Below are 21,405 nucleotides of genomic sequence, written 5' to 3' on the forward strand. Positions count from 1 at the left end.
ATTTCAAGAAAATAAAAGCGTGCAATCTTATCTTCTTGATTTTTTATAAATTATATATTGTAACAGTATTGATATAATGCGTTAAAATGTATTTTCATCATTTGTTTAGCCTTCTGCGTATCTTGCTCTTTAATCGCTTCAAAAATATCTTTATGCTCTTGAATTCCTTTAAAAGATTGGTCTTTGTCACAAACATGGTGTTGCTCAAAATTTGTGATAATCTCTGGTGTAATAATTAGCATAAACGTATTCATGGTACTATTTCCACTAGCTTTAGCGATTGCTAAATGGAAGAGTAAATCTTCTTGAACGGCATCTTCTCCATTTATTACCTTTTGAGAATAAGCCTCTAATGCTTCTTCTATTTTTATTAAATCTTCTTCAGTTCTTCTTTGAGCTGCCAAACGTACAGTTTTGAGTTCAAGCAAAATTCTCATTTCAACCAAAGATTTGAAATCTGGATCACCTAAGCCTAGTATGTCTTCAATCATACCATTCATAGCTACTTGACCTATGTCAGCCATGAATGTTCCACTTTGAGGTTTAGATATTAAAATACCATAAAACTCAAGTTTTTGAATGGCCTCACGAACATTACTTCGACTTATCCCAAATTTTTCTGATAACATCCGTTCTGAGGGTAATTTATCACCTGGTTCGAGATTTTTAAATATCATCAATTCTCGAATTTTTGATATTATTTCATTTTGGGTTGTTCTATGTTCGCTTTTTGTGAGGATTTCTAATTTCATAGACTATTTAAACATTTATTAAAATTGGTTAACCAGATTGGTTTGTTAAAATTAGGTATTTAAATCAAGCAAAAAAATTAATTAAAGCTTAAAAAAATAAATCATTCTAACTTCTTTCAAGATTTGAAGAATTTACTGACCCATTAACCTCAGGGCCAGTAAATTCAATAAAAACCAACTCAACTAATTAACTCGTAATTTTTATATGTTTGCTTTTTATGACCATAACTAGTTATTAGTAGCCAGCATTTTGAGTAATCACTCCACCGCTTGCAAGAATTTCCGAGTTTGGAATTGGAAACAAATAATAATTACTATTAATTGTTTCTCCCATTTCAGCATCGACAGTGCCTGTTCTAACCAAATCAAACCATCTATGACCTTCAAAGGCCAACTCTAGTCTTCTTTCGTCTTGAATAGCCTGGCCTACAAGAGATGGTGTATTAAGAGTAGCAGGATCTAAAGTTGCCAAACCAGCCCTAGTTCGTATAGGGTCTAGTAAACCAAGTACTTCAGCAGCTGCAGAACCATTTTCATTCAATGCTTCAGCATACAATAGAATAACATCAGATAATCTCATTTCTATAAAGTCCTGTTCAAGACCTCCAGTAAATTTCGGGCCAGTACTAGTTGCTTCATCAATAGTTAGTGCTCTTCTTAAATCCCCTCCGATAAGTGTGTCATTAGTAACAGCATCAAAGGCAGCAACTAAGTCAGCATCTAGTGGAGCAAGAGATTTTGTGTCACCTCCACTAAACCATCCTGAAAACTCTGTACCTACAGTATATAAATCAGGAACGGTAGATGATATTGGTGTAGCATAAATAACCTCTGAATTTCCATCGACCACAACGTTGGCAAAGTCAGTTTCTAAACTAATTCCTAGACCAGAAGCGGCACTTATAACAGCTGCAAGTTCCGTTGCTGCAGGTCCAAAACTACCTTGGTACATATACACTCTTCCAAGCAAACCTCGAGCTGCGATTTGAGTCGCACGTCCACTACCGAGTTCAGAATTATCTAAACCTGATATTGCAGCTTGTAAGTCTGGAATGATTATGTCATTATAAACACTAGCCGCTGGTTGTCTTGTTAAAATAGACGGATCGGATACATCAGGTGCAGGAGATAAATTCACAGTAACATCACCAAAAACCTTTACTAACTTGAAGTAAGACAATCCTCTAACAAATCTAGCTTCAGCTACTTGAGTACCATCCGTCGAATTATCAATAACATTATTCGCACTTAAAATTGCCTTATACAAATTGATATAGAACGGTCGAAAAAATTGCTCTACTAAATCGCCACCTGCTAGATCTGCATTGAATCTGTCAAATGCAGGATAGGGTTCTTCATCCATCAACATATTATCAGCTCTAAAGTCACCCATTATCGCCAATGGAGTTGGAGTGGCCGTCTGATAATGGTACGCCGCATTCAAAACACCGGCATAGTCGGTCAAAGAACTTGACTCTAATTGTTTGGGTGGCAATTGGTCTAAATCATTATCACATGCCGTAATAATCAGCAATAATCCCAATATTAAATATATATTTTTCATTTTTTTATTATTTAGAAATTAACATTTAAACCAAGAGTAAAGCTTCTTACAATTGGGCTAGCACCTTCTTGATACCCATAAGTTGTTGGGCCGAGATAACCTCCATTCTCGATTTCTACCCCTTCAGGGTTAAATGAAGTGTAATTATCACCGAATAAATACAACAGATTGGTGCCCGCAGCATATATTCTCAATGAACTTAAACCTATTTTGCTAGTCAATTCCGAATCAAGCGTATACCCTAAAGTTAGGTTTCGCAAGGCTAAATACGATGCATCTTGGATACCTGAACCATGTGCATTTCTGGTCTGTTGATAATGCTTGCCACTAGCATCAGCAATACCATCACCATTAGCATCAAAACTATCGCGTAGTCTACCACCAAATTGTGATTTCCAGTAAATCGGATCGATATTGTAAACCTCCGCTCCCTGAGATCCTTGGAACTGAATTGCCAAATCAAAAGCCTTATAGTTTAAATTACTAGAGAATCCCCAATAAAAATCTGGAGTAGCGGACCCTAACTTGACGTAATCATTGTCCTCGTCAATCTCACCATCACCGTTTTGGTCTACAACATACCATTCTGAGCTACCGTAACCGATATTTCTCGATGGATCTGCAATATGTATGGTTTCAACCTCTCCGGTCACTGCATACCCCCACATTTCACCCAGTTCTCCACCGACATAATTTCTAAACTGAGGGCCTCTACCACTTGGTCCACCATAAACTACAGAAGGTAGTTCATCCAAATCACCCAGACTGGTGATTTCTTGATTGACAGTAGATAAGTTGGCGCCAATACTCCAAGAAAAATCCTCCTTTTGTATGATACTTGCATTTAGTTCCAACTCCAAACCAGAACTTGTTATATTACCACGATTAAGCACAACAGAGGGTACACCGAATACTTCTGAGACGCTTTGATTAATCAACATGTCTTCAATATCGGAGGTGTAATAATCTACACCCAGTCTTAGTCGATTATTAAAAAATCCTAAGTCAGTACCATAATTGGTTTCTGTATTCGTTTGCCAGGTTAAATCAGGGTTAGCTACATTGTTAGGAATAAGAAATCCGGTTCCGGTAGAAGTTGGCGCAGCGCTCAATAAACTCAATGCGTCATACGAACCTAAGAATGAAGTAGTACCTAAAGACCCTGTACTAAAACGCAGTTTAAATTGGCTCAAAGTTTCATTACCCTTTAAAAAAGATTCATTATGTATATTCCAACCTACTGAAAGCGCGGGGAATGTTGCAAAACGCTGGTTAGCCCCAAAACGGGAATCACCATCTCTTCTGATTGACGCAGTTAATAAATATCGATCATCAAACGCATATTGAAGTCTTCCGAAAACACTTCTTCTTGACCTAGTTTCATCTATCTCCGTTGAAATCACGTCTGCAGGATTAAATAGACCATAATTCTGCGGTAGACCAATTGGTACATTGGTTCCAACTGAACTAATTCCCTTGATATAGTTATTTTGTAATTCATATCCACCAACTGCAGCTATGTCATGTTTGCCGATTACTTTAGTGTAGCTCAACGTAGTTTCACTTAATACGGAAGATCTTCTGATATTCGAGATATCCAAATCAGATTGATTGGAACGTTCGCGAGCATCAGCCAAAGTTCCTTGATAAAAATAAGTCTCAGTATCTCTAAAATCTCCACCCAAAACGGTTTTAATCTTTAGCCCATCGAAAAGTTCGTATTGTAGAAAAGTGCTGGCGTTACCAAAATAGTTTGTTTGATATCTTCGGGCATTGTCATATTTTGCCGCTGGACCTGCATCCCCTGATCCACCAATACCATTTTGCTCTCTACCATAATGCCATTCATGCGCAATTTCACCTGGTTGTAAATCATAGATACTTGAGGTAATATTACCCGTCCCCCTATAACCATTATCAAATGTGTTGCCAAAATTGTTGCCTGTAAACCCTGAATCAAATAATGCCTGTCTTTGACCATCCAATTGTTGGACGAAATCAATTGACGCTTGGGTATGATAAATAGGATGAATGCTATATGATCTTAAGAGATCTCTCATTTCGTGAGGCACAATATCTTGCTTACCATAGAATCCATTAAAACTTACTCCGGCCTGAATTTTTTCTCCTAAATTAGCATCAACATTCAAACGGGCATTCATTCTTTCAAAACCCTGTCCTATTACTATACCGTCGGTTTTCATATACCCAACAGAGGCAAAGGCTCTTAAATCTTCACTACCCCCGCTAACGCTGAAGTCATGACTTTGTGTAGAACCATTCTTGAAAAGCCATTCTTCCATGCTTACCACATCAGGGGCATTTCTGAGGGCATTTTGTCTATAATTCAATAGAAGAGGATCAATTTCAGAAAGATCATAGGCACTTGTTTCTAATTCATCGGCCCACTCTCCTGGGGTCTTAAGCATTTCAATATCTCCTACATATTTCCGTGAGAAGCTTGTGTAGGCATTATAACTAAATTTAGCTTTACCCGCTCTACCCTGTTTGGTGGTAACCAAAATAACACCATTTGCTCCCCTAGAACCATAAATGGCAGCGGAGGCGGCATCTTTTAAAACCTCTAAACTTTGAATGTCGTTCGGGTTTACTGTTGCCAAGCTTCCTGAAATGGGATAGCCATCCACAACAATCAATGGGCTTGAATCACCAGAAAGCGATGAAGCTGCCCTAATTTGAATCTTTGGATCAGCACCTGGTTCACCACTTTGGTTTTGAATCAAAACACCTGGCAACTTACCTGCTAATGCATCATCTACACGTGCTGCCTGTATAGCCGCAACTTCATCACCCCCTACTTTAGCGACAGCACCAGTAATGTTTGCTCTCTTTTGCGTACCATAACCAACTACTACAACTTCTTCAAGTTGACTTGCGTCTTCTGTGAGAGTAACATTTATTGTTCCTTGCCCATTAACTGCAACTTCCTGTGTAGCAAAGCCAATATAGCTAATTACCAAAGTAGCTGAATTATCCACATTATCTAAAGAATAATTTCCATCGAAATCGACTTGTGTACCATTTGTAGTTCCTTTTATCACAACACTTGCTCCAGGTAATGGGCCGCTTGAATCAGTGACCGTACCTGATACCGTTTGAGCTGATATAGTAGAGAAACAAAGAAATGCTCCAAACAATAACAGCCTTTTTAGTAACGTAGTCTTCATAAATTTTAAATTTTTAGTTAATATAGTTAGTCAATTTTTTTTTTAATATTTAACACGCTGTATGCATGTTAAATGTGCTAAACCATAGAATTGTATTCTAAAAATTAAAATGTTTGTTGTAATTTTCCAGAATATGATATCTATGGTATCATGTGAGTATTACTTCCCTTCAGAATGAAGTAATAATTTCTATTGAAAGGATGGGCGTGCACCCGTCCTTTTTTTTGTGCTCATTTTTAAAATTTCATTGGCGATTTTTTTTATTTGAGTTAGACTGTTAATTCAATATATATTTGGTTTACCATACTGGTTAACCAAATTGGTTTACCAAATATATATTAATTGTTTGTTAATTAAAAATTAATTTCAAACTTTATGATTAAGTTTTTTGCGAACTTAGTAATTATAGGGGGTGAGATGTTGCTAGATTAGCAAAATGGTCGCTTTTGTAGTTATGAAAAAGCTAGGCCGCCATTGATATCTATATTAGCGCCTGTTACAAAAGAAGTATCTGATGAAGCTAAGCACGCAACGGTATTTGCGATTTCGGCTGCAGAGCCTTGTCTGCGAAGTGGTGTCATGCCTTCTACTTTTTTACGAACTTCATCTGTAGTAAAATCATCATGAAATTTAGTAGCAATCATACCAGGGCATAACGAGTTCACTCTAATGTTTTTTGGCCCAACTTCTTTTGCCAGACCTCTAGTGAAGGTTATAATTGCTCCCTTTGATGTAGCATAGGCCAATGAACCGCCACCACCGCCGTCTCTACCTGCTTGAGAAGCAATGTTTATAATAGACGCGCCAGATCCCATAAAGGGTAAAGTTGCTTGTGATACCAAAAATGTGGAGTTGAGGTTTAAAAACATTACCTTATTAAAGAATGTTTCGTCCATTTCTGCAATTGTTTTTCTTGCAACTAGGCCTCCTGCATTATTAACCAAAATATCAATTGAATTTCCAAATGCAGCAGTAGTTTCTTTAATAAGATTATCTACATCTGATTTTTTAGTCATATCACCTTTTACAATAATGGCCGTACCACCAGCCGCTTCAATTTCATTTAGGGTTTCCTTAGCATTGGCTTCGTTATTGAAATAATTAGCTACCACCTTTACACCTTCTTTAGCTAATTTTATGCTGATTGCTCTTCCAATATCTCTGGTTCCACCTGTAACGATGGCAATTTTTCCTTTTAAATTCATAATTCCATTTTTTAAAGAATTAATTCTATTTTTAGCCTAATTAGTTATGAAACTGCTACCTCTTTTTTGTGCACATATCGCTTTAGAAATAGAATTTTTAAAACAATTTTTTTTACCTGAATAAATCTTCCTTTGGAAAAGAAGTAGCGTATATGGTTAGTCTTGAAACTACATATTGTAAACGCCACCATTGATGTCTAACGTAGCACCTGTAATAAAGCCGTCGTATTCAGACGCCAGATATAAAACCGCTCTGGCTACATCAGCTGCGTTGCCTGCTCGTTGTATTGGAATACCGGCCGTTGTTGCATCCGCTGATTCTTTTGTTGTATGTGTATTGTGAAATGAAGTGCCAAGAATAAGACCCGGAGCAACAGCGTTGACCCTTGTTCCTTGCGGCCCTAATTCTGTAGAGAGCGCACGTGTGAATGTTAAAATAGCTCCTTTGCTAGTAGAATATACTAGTGACCCAGGGTGTCCACCTTTACGACCTGCAAGTGATGCCAAATTAACAATACTGCTATTCTTATTTTTGGCTAGATACTGAGAAGCAGCTCGCGAAACAAACATCATCGACGTAAGGTTTATGTCCATTACCTTGTTCCAGAACTCGGTGTCCATTTCGCTCAGCATTTTACGGGCAACAAGAGAACCTGCATTATTAATTAGTATTTCAAGACTACCTAGTGCATTAACTGTTTTTTCAACCAATGCATTTGCGTCGGCTTCTTTAGTTAAATCACCGCTTATAGCAATTGCCTTTTGTCCTTTACTGGTTGCATATTCTGTTAATTGATTCGCGGTTTGAGCACTGGAAAAATAATGGATTGCAACATTTGCACCGCTATCAATAAAGTGTCTGGTTATTGATTCGCCAATTCCTTGGGCTCCAGCTGTAATGAGTACATTTTTTCCTACTAATTTTTTATTTTTCATTTGATTCTGTCTTGAAAATTTTGATTGCTACGTAAGTTCTTAAAAAGTAATATTATCTATTTTTTGTCACCAAAATAAGACACTCCATCTCCACTTAAGAAATCTTCTCGTACTGGGCTAAATGTGTCAATCAACATACCAGCTTCTAAGCAAACCGCACTGTGCAATAAATTAGGTTCAATATAGACGCCATCTCCTGCTTCTACAATTTTCTTTTCACCATCAATAACAAATTCGAATTTTCCTGAAACACAGTAGGTAGTTTGTGTATGAAAATGTTGATGTGGAGATCCCAATGCACCCTCCTCAAATTTTACTTTTACCATCATAATTTGGTTATCGTAACCTAAGAATTTTCTTGAAACTCCTCCGCCAAGTTCTTCCCATTCCAATTCTTTTGCGGTGATGTATTTTTCACTAAATCGTTTCATAATTTTTATATTTCGTTACTATTTATTTTATGCCGACTAATTTGTCATTAATTGATAGTGCTATAATGAAAAGCACCTGTCCATGAATACTCTTTGTTATTTATAGAAAGTGTATGCTTTTTTGATGCCGATGCATCTGTATTAGATAGCAGAAACAATTGCTCATTTCCTTTCACATCTTTAATCGAAATAGCTGTGTAGTTTTTATCTTCATGAATTAGTTCTACACTTGAGATGTTGCTATTCGAATTCACTGCGAATTCTGAGACTGGACTATAATTTCCGTGGGATTCAATAACTGACACAAACGTTGTATTCTGACTATTTTTTCTTCGAATCATAAAACCTGCATCTCTTCTTAGGTTAAATTCAGGATCATTTGCCCCTAAACGTGTAAAAAGTAATTCATCAGAAGTGTTGGTTGCTGTAGTCAACGTATAGAAATTACCATTATTTAACCAGGATAATGTGCTGCTTTCTGAAGAAGGTTTTCCTTTTCCTTCTAAGTATAAATGTTGATAACCGTTGTCTTTACCAAGAATGTCTAAATTCGGCGAATCATATTCAAAATTGGACTTCATTACCTGCCCCATAAAATAGAATGGAAAATCGTATTGGTTTTCTTTGTCAGAAGTAACTTTCATTATATCCAAAAGAAAAGGTTTTTCGAATTTTTCATTTTTAATTATGGCCATCGTTCGATGCATTTCTGTGCCAGGATATGCATTATTTTCTTTGGCACTTACTACCTGAACATCATTATTGGCGGCATTAAAGAGATATAAATCTGAATGATGTTTGCTGCCAATTTCGTATTTACCTTCAAAATGAGATTGTTCATTTTGTATTAGCGTATTGTGTGCTATGGTTTGTTTAGCCCAAGTTGTGTTTTCCTTTAAATAATTACCTCCTCCTTTTTGTTCAATGTTTACAAAACGTGCTAAGCCATAATCTTGTAATACTTCATTGCCTTTTTCGTAGAGTGAATAGGAAAGTTTGTCGTAATGCCCGTGACTTAAACCTTGTGCGGCATATTTGAAAACTAAGGTCATTTCTTCATCGCCATAGCGCAAAATACCAACGCCGCCTTGTTTGCCATCGGAGCCATCAGCAAGGTTAATTGAAGTTTTTTTGAAAGGCTTAGATTTACCATCTCTAATTCCCATCGCTACAGCTAGTCCTGAATCATCTAAAAGTACACGGCCGTGTTTTTCTGCAATGCTTAACAATTGCGGATTATGACCTCCAAAATGATATGCAATATCAACCGCGGTAACTAATTCTCTTGAATAGTACGACATTCCTTTTTGGCCATCATTCAATGGAAAAAATTCTCCGTCAGCATCCGATAAGGTTAGTAGCGTATTTACTGATTTAAGCAAAACACTGTTCTTATGCTCAAATATCTTAAGTTCTGGCCGTACGTTATGTAGACCTTCAGCAAAAATCAAAAAGGGATACATCGCATATCTCTGATAGTAAGGCCCTTCAGTATAGTAGCCTTCTGGGGAAAAAGGTTCGTCAAGGTTAGCTAAAAAACCTGCTTTGCCTTCTGTATAAAGAAATCCACCATCATCATCTTTGGCCGTGAAATCTAATTTTGCATCTTTGATGCCGTACAATGCTCTTTGTATCAGTTCATCATCATTCATCACCAAGCCTATCATACCAACAGCAGCATTGCCCCATGTACTATGATTGTGTACTCGATTATAAAACTGTGGATTTTCTACGGATATAAAATCAGCAAAGGGTCGAAATAGCTTTTTTTCTAATTGCTTGCGCTCTTTTATTGATAACCAATCGTAGATGCAATCGTACGCTTGACTCATATAAACCAACCAATTTGAATCGTTTAAGCATTGCCAGAATATTTTACCTCTTGCATAAGAACGAGGTTGCGGATGAACTGGTAAATTTTTATACATAGCTTCATACTGAAAAAGCATATCGCGAATGTATTTGGCATAGGTGTCGTCTTCAAGAATTTGAAAAAGCACCCCTGCTTTTTGCGCAATTAAAAAGTTGCGTTTATGACGTTCATGTGTGTATCCTCCAGAATAATCTTTTGGTATTGGCGTGTCAATTCCCAAAGCGATTTCAATATCAACCTCATCTTTTATCTTCGCTAAAGAAGTGTCGAACAATGGAACTTTGCCTAATTCAGCGCGAATTTTTTCTACACCAGATTTAGTTAGAATTAGATTAGGGTGCTCTTGCGAATTTACATGATTGGTAAAAACTGTCATGAAAATCGTAAATACTAAATATTGAATATTTTTAGGAAACTGTGTCATGATTTTATTGTGTAATTATTCCTAGATCTGAACCATCAGTGGCTTTTCCTTTTAGTGGAGAATCTGCACTTAATGTGTACCTTGATTCATCTGAGAATTTTGGAGTTAAATTCCATTGGTTTGACACGAAGTATTTCTGGTCGCCAGAAACAATGAGCTTTTCTGAATTGTTTAAAGCATTATTTTGGACTTTAACAATGGGCTCGCCGACGACCAGATACATGTCAATGGCCTTGCTATCTTTGAAAATGTTGTTTTTGATATCAGTTTCTTGTACACCATACAATGATATAGCTGATTTGTATTTATTTTTTTTACCATGACCTACTTTGTCAAATACGTTATGATCTATCTCTAAGAAAGGACCAAATGTACTTTCGTCTTTACCACCTCTATATAATCTTAGTGCTGCACCTTGTAACTCAGTAATTGAATTGTTTTTCATTAAAAAATATTCAACGTTATAAGCGCCAATGTCATCTGTTTCTTTATCCAATGCAGCTATACTACCCGTGATATTTTTAAAGGTTGAATTTTGAATGCTAATAGTGTCTGCAAATGTTCCTTTAGAAACTCTTAGTACATCAAAAGAATGGTTTACTATTAAATCTTTGAACTCACATTTATCAATAAACAATTTATAATTTTCAGTCATTGAGTTTTTGCTTGTGCTTATAACTGAATTACCAGCATAATCTGGTGATTTTGCACCATCAAATGTGATGTTCTCTAAAAACAAACTTCCTCCGTTTTGTATTTCGAAAGCCATCATTCTTTCAAACAAAATGGTTGCTTTTATTTTTCCTGAAGTTTTAAATGTTAGTGGATGGTTTATTTTAACAGCTTTGGTTAATAGGTAAGTACCACCTTCTTCCAATTCTATAATGTCTCCTGGTTCTGATTTTTTTACAATTTCATATAATGTATTAATACCAGCTTCTACCTTTATATTGTTGCCTGAGTTCAATGCAATAGAATTGTCTGCTTTGGAATACCATGTGGTACCAGTATTTTCTTTTGTGGCAACTTTTGGACTTATAGCAATCTGCGTTTTTATCTTATTTGAAGTGGGAATTAGGAAACCTTGCTCGTTTTTTTCTAGTTTAATATCTGCATTAATAAAACCACTGGTAATACTAGTTTCTGAGTTTTTACCTAAAATATTGTCATTGAAAGTAATTCCGCTAATGTCATCATCAATAGTAAAGATGTCTTTCTTATTATCGTTATATATAATATTCTCTGAAAATTCAGAAGTTCTAGGCGCTTGACTTCTTTCAGCATCACTGCCTGCGCCAAAAAGAATATTATTGCAATTGACAAACGTATTGTTATTTACTTTTGAATCTATAACAGGTACATAGCGATTAGGTGGCGAATTTGGCACACCATTCATCATTACAAAGGCACCTCTAAATCGGTACCCAGTTAAACCATAATGATAGTTGTTTACGACTGTTTGCGTTTCATTTATTACACGAACACCACCTGTGCTAGGTTTTCCGTTACCAATAAAGACATTGCCGTCAACTAAAGTTTCGTTGCCATGACGCATGGTTAAAGTTCCTGTACACTCAAAAAAAGTGTTGTATTTGAAGATGTTTTGACATGATTTGTTTGAAATAATTTCGTGCTCACCATTAGTTCTGTCAAAATAATTAGATTCTACTAGGGTATTGGAGTTTTCTAAGGCATGATGACTAGTGCCAATTCTCAATGTTTCACCACCATTGTTTCCATACGTAGGGCGTGGTCCAAAATAATTATGATCAATCTGATGATTATTAGCTCTACTATCTTTGGTATCTAAGCCAACGATCATGGTGACTCCTAAGTTCTTTTTTCCAGAAATATGATTGTGGTCAATGCGGTTATTTTTGCCATAAATAGTAACCCAATAGTCTTGTACTTGACGTTCGGGGTTGTTGAAATTGTCAATGACACATTCTGTTAATCGGCTATTATTAGCCATTTCTTCTCTGTTTTTTCTAAAAGAGATAACAGCGTTTGTAGGAGTATAACCGTTCTTAAATACTAAACCGCTGACGATTAAGTGGTCACCTGCAATTCTTAAATTAGAATTCCCTTCTAATGTTACTTTTCCTTTTTCTTCAACTGTCAGCGTAATAGGCTTTTCAGCAGTGCCTTCTGCTTCAAATAAAAGTTCTGAATCTAACCAAATTCCATTTGCAAGTACAATGCTATCACCTGGTTGCGCCGTTTTGAGCATCTTTTCAAATTCTGTAACATTTTTCACTAAATTTTTTTCCTGTTCTGATGTACAAGAGATAGTAGTAAAAAGGAAAATCAAAGAAAAAAAGCTGAATATATGTCGCATATTAAAATTGGTTAACCAGTTTGGTTTACCAAATATACTTATTTTTGTAAGACTCACAAATAATTAACATAAAATCGGTCAAATTAAAACAACATGTAATGTTTATGTATAACTATTATTGGTTGTGTAGTTTGAAATACTTAATCAAGTCCTTGTTTGATAGCCCGGTTTATAATCGAATAATCCGATGATTCTATAAACCCAATAGAGAAGGTTTGAACCATATTTAAATGTTTCGTAGTTTTTTCACCGTTTTGCCGACCAAATCCTAGTACGGTCATATCGGGTCGGCTAACATAATTGTCTGGTAATTCATCATCCTCATGATGCAACATGTACAACACACGCGAGGAATTCTGATCTCCGAAAGCCATCCATTCAGGTGCAGGTAAATCGCCAACAAAGGGTTCTTCTATTGGGTGCTTTTTAGTGTCAATTGAGGCGTACCAATAATCAGTACTATCCATTTCTCCGTTAGGCACACCTTCATATTGCACCCAATAGTTATAACCTGCACTAATTTTGGTCATTGTGAAATCGCAGCGGGCAGGGTAGAAGTCCCATTGTCCTTGCCATTCACCATTTTCCGAAGTAAACGTAATTCGAACATGTTCTTTAGTTTCTATTTCTACTACTGAACTGGACGGATCTGTTCCTGCATTCATCGCGTGGAAATAACTGCCATCTTGTTTATGAATTGCATTCGGAAAACCTCGGTATTCCCCTTTATGCCCTGAACCTTTTTCGTTGTGAAATCCAATCCAATCCACACCATCAACATCAATCATACTTGAAAGGCCGCCTCCCTCTTTTTCCAAATAATATATGGCTGATGGTGTATTGATAATGTAGGCTGGGCCTCCTCCTGCCGATTCATCTGTACCATGTGTGAGTTGTACTTTAACTTCCTTGCAAGAACCTAGCACAAATAGCATGAGAAACAATTATAACAAGTTTTTACACATAATGATGGCAAGAGTTAGATAGACGAAACTTTACTTTTTGCACTTCGCTTTAGCAAATAGCCAATACTGGATATAATTAGAGCACAAACGGCAAACATTATTCTTCCCCACAAAGGGTTAGGAATGAGCCCCATGAGCAAAATGCCAGTACTCATAACCATGACCATGTTACCCAATTTGCGTCGCTGTTGACGATCCACTTCGTCTTGTAAACCATCTGCAATAACGGGTCTTTGTAAATCCTCGAAAAAGCGGTCGGTTTCTAGTTTGTTATCATCTTTTGCTTCATTATAAAACAGTGATGTTGCCCAGAAAAAACCAGCTGTGATAAATACATGGCCTGCAACCGTTAGAATGATATTCATATCGATAATTTCCCTTGAGGTAAGTGATTCGATACCGAACAATCCTGCACAGACTTCTGCGGTAAAAACATTCATCACCAACCAGGAAACAAAAAAGCCTACCGCGATTGTGGCCCAAGGAGCCCATTTCGGAGTCTTTTTTACGACAATTCCAACTACTAAAGGCACCATCATAGGTACTTGTACCATGGTTGAAACCGACATCATCAACTCAAATAAACTTAACTTTTTAAGTGACGCAAAAAATAGCGCGGCGGTTATAACCCCTAAACCACTAATAAAGCTTACTACCTGACTGAGACGTAATAATTTTGCATCTTCTTTAATTTTATTTCTTTTAGCAAGAAAAGGTTGATAGATACTTCGAATGAAGATTCCTGCGTTTTTATTCAATGCGGAATCCATAGAAGACATCGAGGCTGCGAAAAGACCTGCCATTAATAATCCAACAGTTCCAATAGGCATAGCATTTTTAGCAAAAACCAAATATACCGCATCACCTGCCTTATTGCCTAATTGCGCATAGTCGGCTGCGGCATCTGGGTATAGCGTAGCTGCTGCCCATGGAGGGATAAACCAAATAATACTTCCTACACCCATTAATGTCATGGCCAACAAAGCAGCTTTACGTGCGTTGAAGGAATCTTTTGCATTAAGCCATCGAAAGGAATCATGTAGATTCATCATCGTAATAATCTGTTTTGGCAAAAAGAATATGAAGGTTCCAAATAATATTAAAGGATAGTTCATATTGGGACCGATGAGAAATCCTCCTGGAAAATTTTTAATCATATTAACCGGCCCATCTACCATAACCAAAGCAACGATTGCACAAGCAATTGAAACAACGGCCACAACCAAAGTTTGCACAAAATCAGACGCCACAACACCCCAAGCACCCGAAAGTACCGATACAAAAAGAACGGTAAAACCAATTCCAATAATAGTATATGAGATGTCCGCGTCAAAAACAGCACTCGTGAAAACACCAAGAGCGTTTAACCAAACACCCGCATTTAGAAAAGAAAATGCAATCAAGGCCCAAGCAAAAAAGGTTTCATTTTGAGCTCCAAACCGTCTTTTTATTCCCTCTGTTGGGGTATCCACCCTCATTTGCCGAAAGCGATGTACGAAGAAAGCATACCCGACAAAGAAGGCAAAAGTATTACCGATATAGACCGCTACAATTGCAAATCCGTCGGCGAATGCTTTACCTGCAGCACCTGTAAAAGTAACGGCTGAAAATTGGGCCATAAAAGCTGTTGATCCAACCATCCACCATAACATTCTACCTCCTCCGCGAAAGTAATCACTGGTAGATTTACTTGCCATTCGTGAAAATACCACGCCAATTGCAAGAATTAGGACAAAGTAAATCGCAATTACGATATAGTCGTAAAACATAGTTTTTCGTTTTTATTGTAGATGACGAACATCTGTCCAATTATTGTTTTTTCTAATTAAGTCAATGAGTTGCTGATACAGACTTCCTTCTTTGAAGGTTTGATAGGGTGCGAAAGATTGGCCATTGATATCTTTTACAAATTCACGAGCGAGATATTGCCAATTTCGTTCTGTATCACCATCAACTTTTGGTTGTGCATCGACTATGTCTTGAGGAGTGGCAAGTTCTTTCCATGTTTTATTTTCATCCCATACATACAACGGACCCATTCCATAATGTCCTTTAATATAAATAGCTCCTTTTGTGCCGTAGAAAACAATATGATCTTCATTAAATCTAGGGTTTAACCCCCCGTGTTTAAATAGAACAGAAACTGGTTTACTTGCTAATGAACTTTCTAGTTGCGCCATTACTGTATAAGACCACTCCACATTATTTTCACCCCATTTAAGAGAAGGGTCGTTTAGGTCTTTAGGAATATGGTCTCTTCGTGTTTTAAAGTTGTGTACGCCTTCAACAATAGGAGCTTTGCCTAAATCGTCACGCACTTCTCCAATAATCGATAAGATATCTTCCCCGATTACCGAGGTTGCAATAGACATCATATGGGTGAAATTGTTGTTTAGTCGACCACCGCCATCTTCTTTTCGATGTGACCATCCAAAGGGGATGTCACGCTCAAGATTGAAGTGAGATATAAATTCAGCTTCTACAGGTTCTCCAATCGCACCATCAGCAACAAGTTGCTTTGCGTGTAGTAAGCACGGCATATATCGGAAACTAGAAGCAAATGCCGTTTTTACATTTTTCTTTTGTGCTAATTCGTATAATTCTAATGCTGAATCTCCGCTATTAGTCAATGGTTTATCGCTATATACATGACATCCGAACTCAATAGCCTGTGTTATTGTTTCATAATGAGCACCCCCAGGAGTTGCAATAGAAACAATATCTGGTTTGCAATCTTTCAATGCTTGTTGCCAATCAGTACCAGAATAGGGGATTGCCATTTTTTTGGCTACCTCATTGACTATGCTAGCAGTTCTACCAACAATTCCAACTACTTCCGCTCCAACAGCTCGAAATGCATCTGTATGTCCCTGACCTGCAAAACCAGTTCCTGATATCAATACTTTTAATTTTTTATTCATTTTGTTACGTTTGTGAATTGTTGTTTCTTTTATTGGATTGTTACCAATTCCAAAGGGTTCCATCTTCTAAGCGATTCACTGGAAGGTATGATCTTTTGTATGGATATTTTTTAGCTGCTTCTTCGTTGAATTCTACGCCCCAACCTGGTTTGTCTTCCATATAAAGCAAGCCTTCTTTTAATTCAATTTTGTAGTTGAACACTTCATTAAGCTCTGGAGTGCCGAAACCGATAAATTCTTGAACGCCGAAGTTGGGTGCCCAAAGATTAAAATGCATATGTGCCATTAAGCAGACTGGTGAAAGGTCTGGTGCTCCGTGCGGTGCCGTACGTACATGATATAAAGAAGCAAAGTCTGCCAATTTTTTTAGAGGGGTTAAGCCACCGCCATGGGTGACAGCAGTTCTCACATAATCGATCCATTGGTTTTGAATCATTTCTTTTGCATCCCAAAGGGTATTGAACTTTTCTCCAGTAGCTAAAGGGGTTTCCGTATGTTCCCTAATGATTTTATACCCTTCTGCATTTTCTGTAGTCACGGCGTCCTCAATAAAAAGCAACTTATACGGCTCCAATAATTTGCACAAGCGTGATGCTTCAATAGGGGTTAATCTGCTATGCACATCATGACAAAGATGTATGTCATATCCGAATTTCTCTCGTGCTTGTTTAAAGAGTTCAGGAATAAAGTTCATGTATTGGTTAGTAGACCATTGTTGTTCGGGAGGTAAGGGCCTATTGCCCTGTAATTCATAATAATTTTTTTTGCCCTCCATGGTGCCGTATGTGCCCTTTGTATTGGGAATGGTACACTGTAAACGAACCGCTTTGTACCCTTCTTTTATCATTGTACCCAAGTTTTTCAGAACTTCTTCTATGGTTTCTCCATTGGCATGACCGTAAACCGTAACTCCTTTTCTACTTTTTCCACCTAGAAGTTGGTAAACTGGCATGTTCGCAAGTTTTCCTTTAATATCCCAAAGTGCCATGTCTATAGCAGCAATAGCGGTAATGCTAACAGCCCCATTTTGCCAATAGGCTCCTTTATATAAATATTGCCAAATATCCTCAATTTGATGAGCATCTTTTCCTATAAGACAGGGAACAATATGTTCTTCTAAATACGTTACAACAGCCATCTCTCTTCCGTTTAGAGTGGCGTCACCTAGCCCATAAGTGCCATTTTCTGTTATAATCTTAACGGTAACAAAATTGCGACCTGGGCAACAAACAAAAACTTTTATATCAGTTATTTTCATGAATATATATCTTGTGATTTACATTTTATTTTAAATGTGTTTATGAGGATTAACTTTATTCTGTAATAGGAGCTGTTCCTTCACCAACAGTGGCTTCTTTAAACCAAACTTCTGTATAACTTCCATTGGCATATTGTTTGGCTATATCACCATTGTAAGTTTCTGATCCCGTACTCCAAACAATATTTTCTTCTGGAGATTTTCCATTTGTTTGATTGTAAGCGCCTTGCTTGAAGTACTGGATTTCGCCGGCATAGGCATTTTTGCGTTCAACTCCGTCACGACCTATTGAGGCATATAATGACCATATTTGTTGTGGAATGTCTGATTTTGAAGAGAAATCTGATTGTAGTAAGTTCTTAGAAAACTTTATAGTTTCATGACCTTCACTTGAAAAAGTAAGATACATTATACCTTTGTACACGTTTATTTCATAGCTAAATTCTTCTCCTAATGCAATACCGTTTTCAGGTTCTTTCGGATATGAAGTAGGTGTAGCTCCTACAACTGACATGTCATCTCCCCAAACGGCTGTTGAATAATCCCATCGCTTTGAATTATCTCCTTCAGTATTTATCTCATAGTTCCAAAAAACAGAGCCTTTTGTATGACCAGGAAATTTTTTATAAAAGATTTTTATAGGTTCGTTTTCGTGCCCTTCATCACTATGAATTTGCCCTACTACCACTGAGTATGATGCTGCAACTCTGGCATCGCCAGAAGTAGAAACATGTTGCACCTTTAATGTGCCTGTTAATTTGCCTCCTGTTTCTGGTATCCAATGTTTTTTTTGACCTAATTCAGTTCGTGTATTGCTTGATGTACGTGAAGTAACACCAGAATTAGGAGTCTTGTACACTACCCAATCCGTTTCATTTTCAGTTGTAACATAGAAAAAATCATCTTTCTCATACATAACTATATCGTTTGAGTGAGTGCCGTCACCTAAAAGAATTTTCCACTCATTCATATAAGGAATAACATCACTTGGGTATTTTTTTTCGCTGTTAAGTTGATCAGTTGATTCAGCAGTTTCTGTTATAGATTTTGGCTTGTTTTTACACGCCAATATTGATAAAAATATAATTATCGTAATTAGTGTCTTTTTCATTTAGAATTGATTAGTACATTAGTTTGAGCGGTAGGTTTTCTTCTACAACAAGCTCCCCTGAATTTTGTATTAGGTTGTTTGAATGCGTGTTATTTTTTGCTCCCCAGAGACGCGCAACATATTTCACGGAATTGTTAAGAAACTTGTTTCCTGAGAGTTTTACATTTATAATACCGTAAGTATTTAGTAAAATACCGTCTTCCTCTTTCGCTCCACATTCTGTGAAAGTGTTGTTAGTTACAATTAGATTGCCACCTACAGTAGATTCGTCATAACCTCCTCGGTAATAATCTATTACGTTTTTGTCGACCGCTTCAAACCTGCAATTATTAATTAAAATGTTTTCTGCGTTGTAGTCGCCTTTGTCGTCGGTTTCTTCAGATAACGCTAAGCCATTATTACATTGTTTAATCGTGGTAGACTTGAACTTAATGTGCTCTGCAAAGGAGTATTTGTAAGCTTTCAGCACATAGTTGAAATCAGATATTTCACAGTCTAATACAGACAGGTTATAAAGGCTAGACATGTTGTGCTCTAAACTTGCAAATGCATACTGTGTTTTTGAACCTTTTAGAAGAATGCCTTTTAGGGTAAGTTGACCTTTAGGGTTCATTTCAAATGCTGGAGTTTTTGATTCGCCCGTATAAAGAATTAAGGCCTTTTTATTGATGTTGGCCGATTGTATCGTTAAGTTCTTATTAATCTTTAAAGATGTTTTTAATCTGTACTTGCTAGAAGTTAATAGTATAGTATCTCCATTATTGGCCTTTTCAATCGCTTTAATTAATTGAGCTGTTGAATTGGCTGAATGAGTTTTGTATGAACTATTTTCTGAAGGTTTAATAAGAAACCAATCCGGACCATATTTTGATTTATCCCCAAGATTCGGTTTCTTAATTTGGGTACTTGAAATAGCTCCAACCGCGTTTTTATCCGCTCTAGAATTCCCAAAGAGGTCGTTCGTAATTAAGTCGAACTCAAAACCATTATAGAGCGCCGTATCGGAGAGGTCTTTTACGGGTATCAACACATTTTCTTCTACTTCTTTAAGAGAAAAATCTTTAGTCGTTATACCTGAAATCTCAGAAAATGCAACTCCTTGATTATTTATAATATTACTTTTAAAATCGATTCCATCTAAAGAATCATGAGCAATAATTGGTTGTTTATCTCCCTCATCATTGTAAATAAGGTTATTGGCTACAATGGTGCGAATAGGTCTTTCTGACCTAATTTCAGAAGCAGGTAGAATATCTTTTTGGTCTACATTAGATCCAACTCCAAATTGCAGAGGAGATTTGCAATTAATCCAAGTGTTATGCGCTACTACAACATCTGTTACCTGTATGTATCTATTAAGTGGTGATTTATTAATTCCGTTCATTACTGCAAGTGGACTTTTAAAAGTTTTTCCTTTTAGGTTGTAGAAATAATTATTTGTAACCCAATGACCAGTTCCAATTAATCGTACACCTCCAATGTTTTCAGAATCAGTATCACCAATAAAATAATTACCATCTATAATGCAATAGTTTCCATGCCTTGTTACCAAAGAACCTTCGCTTTTATAAAAAATATTATTTCTAAATTCATTAAAATTTGTCTTACTTGAAATAACTTCAACTTCGCCATTACACCTATCAAAAAAATTATTTTCAACTACTGTGTAACTGGGAGTCATTGAGGTAAAGCTATTGCCAAGTTGTATGGTTTCAGCGCTAGGACCACCTTTAGGAGGTCTTGGTCCAAAATAGTTATGATGAATTTTATGGTAATTCTTTATACTCTTATTTCCGGCTAAATCAACGCGTATCGTAGGTCCTATATTAGATTTTCCTTCAATGTAACAATGGTCGAGCTCATTATATCGCCCTTTAAATAGGACCCAGAAATCCTTCTGATTTCTTTGTGCTTTGTTAAAATCTAAGATTACAGAATTGGTGACTTGAGAATGATTTGCAACAGTATCTTTATTAATTGCAAATTCAATAACTGCCTCTGATGGGGATGAACCATTTAAAAAATAGAGGCCGCTAACTACCAAGTGTTCTCCGCCAAGTTTTAAATCAGATTTTCCACCAATGATTACCTTGCCAGCTGTTTCCGCTCTTAATGTGATAGGTTGATTCTCTTTCCCATATCCTACAAATCGGATTTGAATGTCATTCCATTCACCATTTGCCATAATAATTTCATCACCAGGACCTGAATTGTCAATCGCTTCGTGTAGTTCAGTGATGTCATTAACGTATAAACTTTTTTTCTTTGGATTATTAGAAAAAGAATATAGAAGAAGGACTGTACTTAATAATAAGAAACTAGTTTTAATCACCTTGAGATTGTTTGATCTGTTTTAAGAAAAATCCATTTTGAAAAAAGCATTGAAACATTTGCATGCTACGTTCACTAAAAATTGGATAGTTTGTTTGGTTTGTTAAA

At 36.7% G+C, this 21,405-nt stretch carries 14 protein-coding genes; all 14 read right to left on the reverse strand.

Translation table 11 applies throughout. The features are described 5' to 3' along the window. Positions 1-50: 50 nt before the first annotated feature. The 14 genes from JQC67_RS06440 to JQC67_RS06505 all read right to left on the reverse strand — a co-directional run bounded on the left by JQC67_RS06440 (position 51) and on the right by JQC67_RS06505 (position 21,298). Positions 51-752 carry a FadR/GntR family transcriptional regulator gene (locus JQC67_RS06440; protein ID WP_203252008.1) on the reverse strand — a complete coding sequence of 234 codons (702 nt, stop codon included), beginning with the start codon at positions 750-752 and terminating at the stop codon, positions 51-53. A 235-nt stretch (positions 753-987) separates the two neighbouring features. Further along, positions 988-2,316, reverse strand: a complete 1,329-nt coding sequence (locus JQC67_RS06445; protein ID WP_203252009.1) for a RagB/SusD family nutrient uptake outer membrane protein — start codon at positions 2,314-2,316, stop codon at positions 988-990. 11 nt (positions 2,317-2,327) lie between these two features. Next, the gene (locus JQC67_RS06450) at positions 2,328-5,504 is read right to left on the reverse strand and encodes a SusC/RagA family TonB-linked outer membrane protein (protein ID WP_203252010.1); all 3,177 of its coding nucleotides are present in this window, start codon (positions 5,502-5,504) and stop codon (positions 2,328-2,330) included. A 452-nt stretch (positions 5,505-5,956) separates the two neighbouring features. Next, positions 5,957-6,709, reverse strand: coding sequence for an SDR family NAD(P)-dependent oxidoreductase (locus tag JQC67_RS06455; protein WP_238934506.1), 753 nt, complete (start codon positions 6,707-6,709; stop codon positions 5,957-5,959). A 168-nt stretch (positions 6,710-6,877) separates the two neighbouring features. Continuing rightward, entirely contained in the window at positions 6,878-7,645 is a 768-nt protein-coding gene (locus JQC67_RS06460) for an SDR family NAD(P)-dependent oxidoreductase (protein WP_203252011.1), read from the reverse strand. A gap of 56 nt (positions 7,646-7,701) precedes the next feature. Continuing rightward, on the reverse strand, positions 7,702-8,076 hold the full coding sequence (locus JQC67_RS06465; RefSeq protein ID WP_203252012.1) for a cupin domain-containing protein: 375 nt from the start codon (positions 8,074-8,076) through the stop codon (positions 7,702-7,704). 47 nt (positions 8,077-8,123) lie between these two features. Beyond that, a complete protein-coding gene (locus JQC67_RS06470; protein ID WP_394369464.1) occupies positions 8,124-10,325 on the reverse strand; it encodes an alginate lyase family protein in 2,202 nt (733 codons plus the stop codon). Between the two features lie 52 nt (positions 10,326-10,377). Next, positions 10,378-12,711, reverse strand: a complete 2,334-nt coding sequence (locus JQC67_RS06475; RefSeq protein ID WP_203252014.1) for a polysaccharide lyase 6 family protein — start codon at positions 12,709-12,711, stop codon at positions 10,378-10,380. A gap of 140 nt (positions 12,712-12,851) precedes the next feature. Then, complete coding sequence (locus tag JQC67_RS06480) at positions 12,852-13,646, reverse strand: hypothetical protein (protein WP_203252015.1); 795 nt, start codon at positions 13,644-13,646, stop codon at positions 12,852-12,854. A 44-nt stretch (positions 13,647-13,690) separates the two neighbouring features. Further along, the gene (locus JQC67_RS06485; RefSeq protein WP_203252016.1) at positions 13,691-15,445 is read right to left on the reverse strand and encodes a sodium:solute symporter family transporter; all 1,755 of its coding nucleotides are present in this window, start codon (positions 15,443-15,445) and stop codon (positions 13,691-13,693) included. A 12-nt stretch (positions 15,446-15,457) separates the two neighbouring features. Then, complete coding sequence (locus JQC67_RS06490; RefSeq protein WP_203252017.1) at positions 15,458-16,597, reverse strand: Gfo/Idh/MocA family protein; 1,140 nt, start codon at positions 16,595-16,597, stop codon at positions 15,458-15,460. Positions 16,598-16,637: 40 nt separating this feature from the next. Beyond that, a complete protein-coding gene (manD, locus tag JQC67_RS06495) occupies positions 16,638-17,855 on the reverse strand; it encodes a D-mannonate dehydratase ManD (RefSeq protein WP_203252018.1) in 1,218 nt (405 codons plus the stop codon). A gap of 55 nt (positions 17,856-17,910) precedes the next feature. Continuing rightward, positions 17,911-18,966: a polysaccharide lyase family 7 protein gene (locus tag JQC67_RS06500; RefSeq protein ID WP_203252019.1), complete on the reverse strand. Its 1,056-nt coding sequence runs from the start codon at positions 18,964-18,966 to the stop codon at positions 17,911-17,913. Positions 18,967-18,976: 10 nt separating this feature from the next. Then, positions 18,977-21,298, reverse strand: coding sequence for a chondroitinase-B domain-containing protein (locus tag JQC67_RS06505; protein WP_317198361.1), 2,322 nt, complete (start codon positions 21,296-21,298; stop codon positions 18,977-18,979). Positions 21,299-21,405: the final 107 nt, after the last annotated feature.

It is taken from the genome of Aurantibacter crassamenti, assembly GCF_016811105.1.
Taxonomy (GTDB): Bacteria; Bacteroidota; Bacteroidia; order Flavobacteriales; family Flavobacteriaceae; genus Aurantibacter_A; species Aurantibacter_A crassamenti.

Excerpts from the sequence above, each read along its gene's own strand:
- manD (WP_203252018.1), bottom strand. The coding sequence starts at position 17,855 with ATGAAAATAACTGATATAAAAGTTTTTGTTTGTTGCCCAGGTCGCAAT.
- JQC67_RS06460 (WP_203252011.1), bottom strand. The coding sequence starts at position 7,645 with ATGAAAAATAAAAAATTAGTAGGAAAAAATGTACTCATTACAGCTGGA.
- JQC67_RS06470 (WP_394369464.1), bottom strand. The coding sequence starts at position 10,325 with ATGACAGTTTTTACCAATCATGTAAATTCGCAAGAGCACCCTAATCTA.
- JQC67_RS06475 (WP_203252014.1), bottom strand. The coding sequence starts at position 12,711 with ATGCGACATATATTCAGCTTTTTTTCTTTGATTTTCCTTTTTACTACT.
- JQC67_RS06500 (WP_203252019.1), bottom strand. The coding sequence starts at position 18,966 with ATGAAAAAGACACTAATTACGATAATTATATTTTTATCAATATTGGCG.
- JQC67_RS06445 (WP_203252009.1), bottom strand. The coding sequence starts at position 2,316 with ATGAAAAATATATATTTAATATTGGGATTATTGCTGATTATTACGGCA.
- JQC67_RS06485 (WP_203252016.1), bottom strand. The coding sequence starts at position 15,445 with ATGTTTTACGACTATATCGTAATTGCGATTTACTTTGTCCTAATTCTT.
- JQC67_RS06480 (WP_203252015.1), bottom strand. The coding sequence starts at position 13,646 with ATGCTATTTGTGCTAGGTTCTTGCAAGGAAGTTAAAGTACAACTCACA.
- JQC67_RS06440 (WP_203252008.1), bottom strand. The coding sequence starts at position 752 with ATGAAATTAGAAATCCTCACAAAAAGCGAACATAGAACAACCCAAAAT.
- JQC67_RS06455 (WP_238934506.1), bottom strand. The coding sequence starts at position 6,709 with ATGAATTTAAAAGGAAAAATTGCCATCGTTACAGGTGGAACCAGAGAT.
- JQC67_RS06465 (WP_203252012.1), bottom strand. The coding sequence starts at position 8,076 with ATGAAACGATTTAGTGAAAAATACATCACCGCAAAAGAATTGGAATGG.
- JQC67_RS06490 (WP_203252017.1), bottom strand. The coding sequence starts at position 16,597 with ATGAATAAAAAATTAAAAGTATTGATATCAGGAACTGGTTTTGCAGGT.
- JQC67_RS06450 (WP_203252010.1), bottom strand. The coding sequence starts at position 5,504 with ATGAAGACTACGTTACTAAAAAGGCTGTTATTGTTTGGAGCATTTCTT.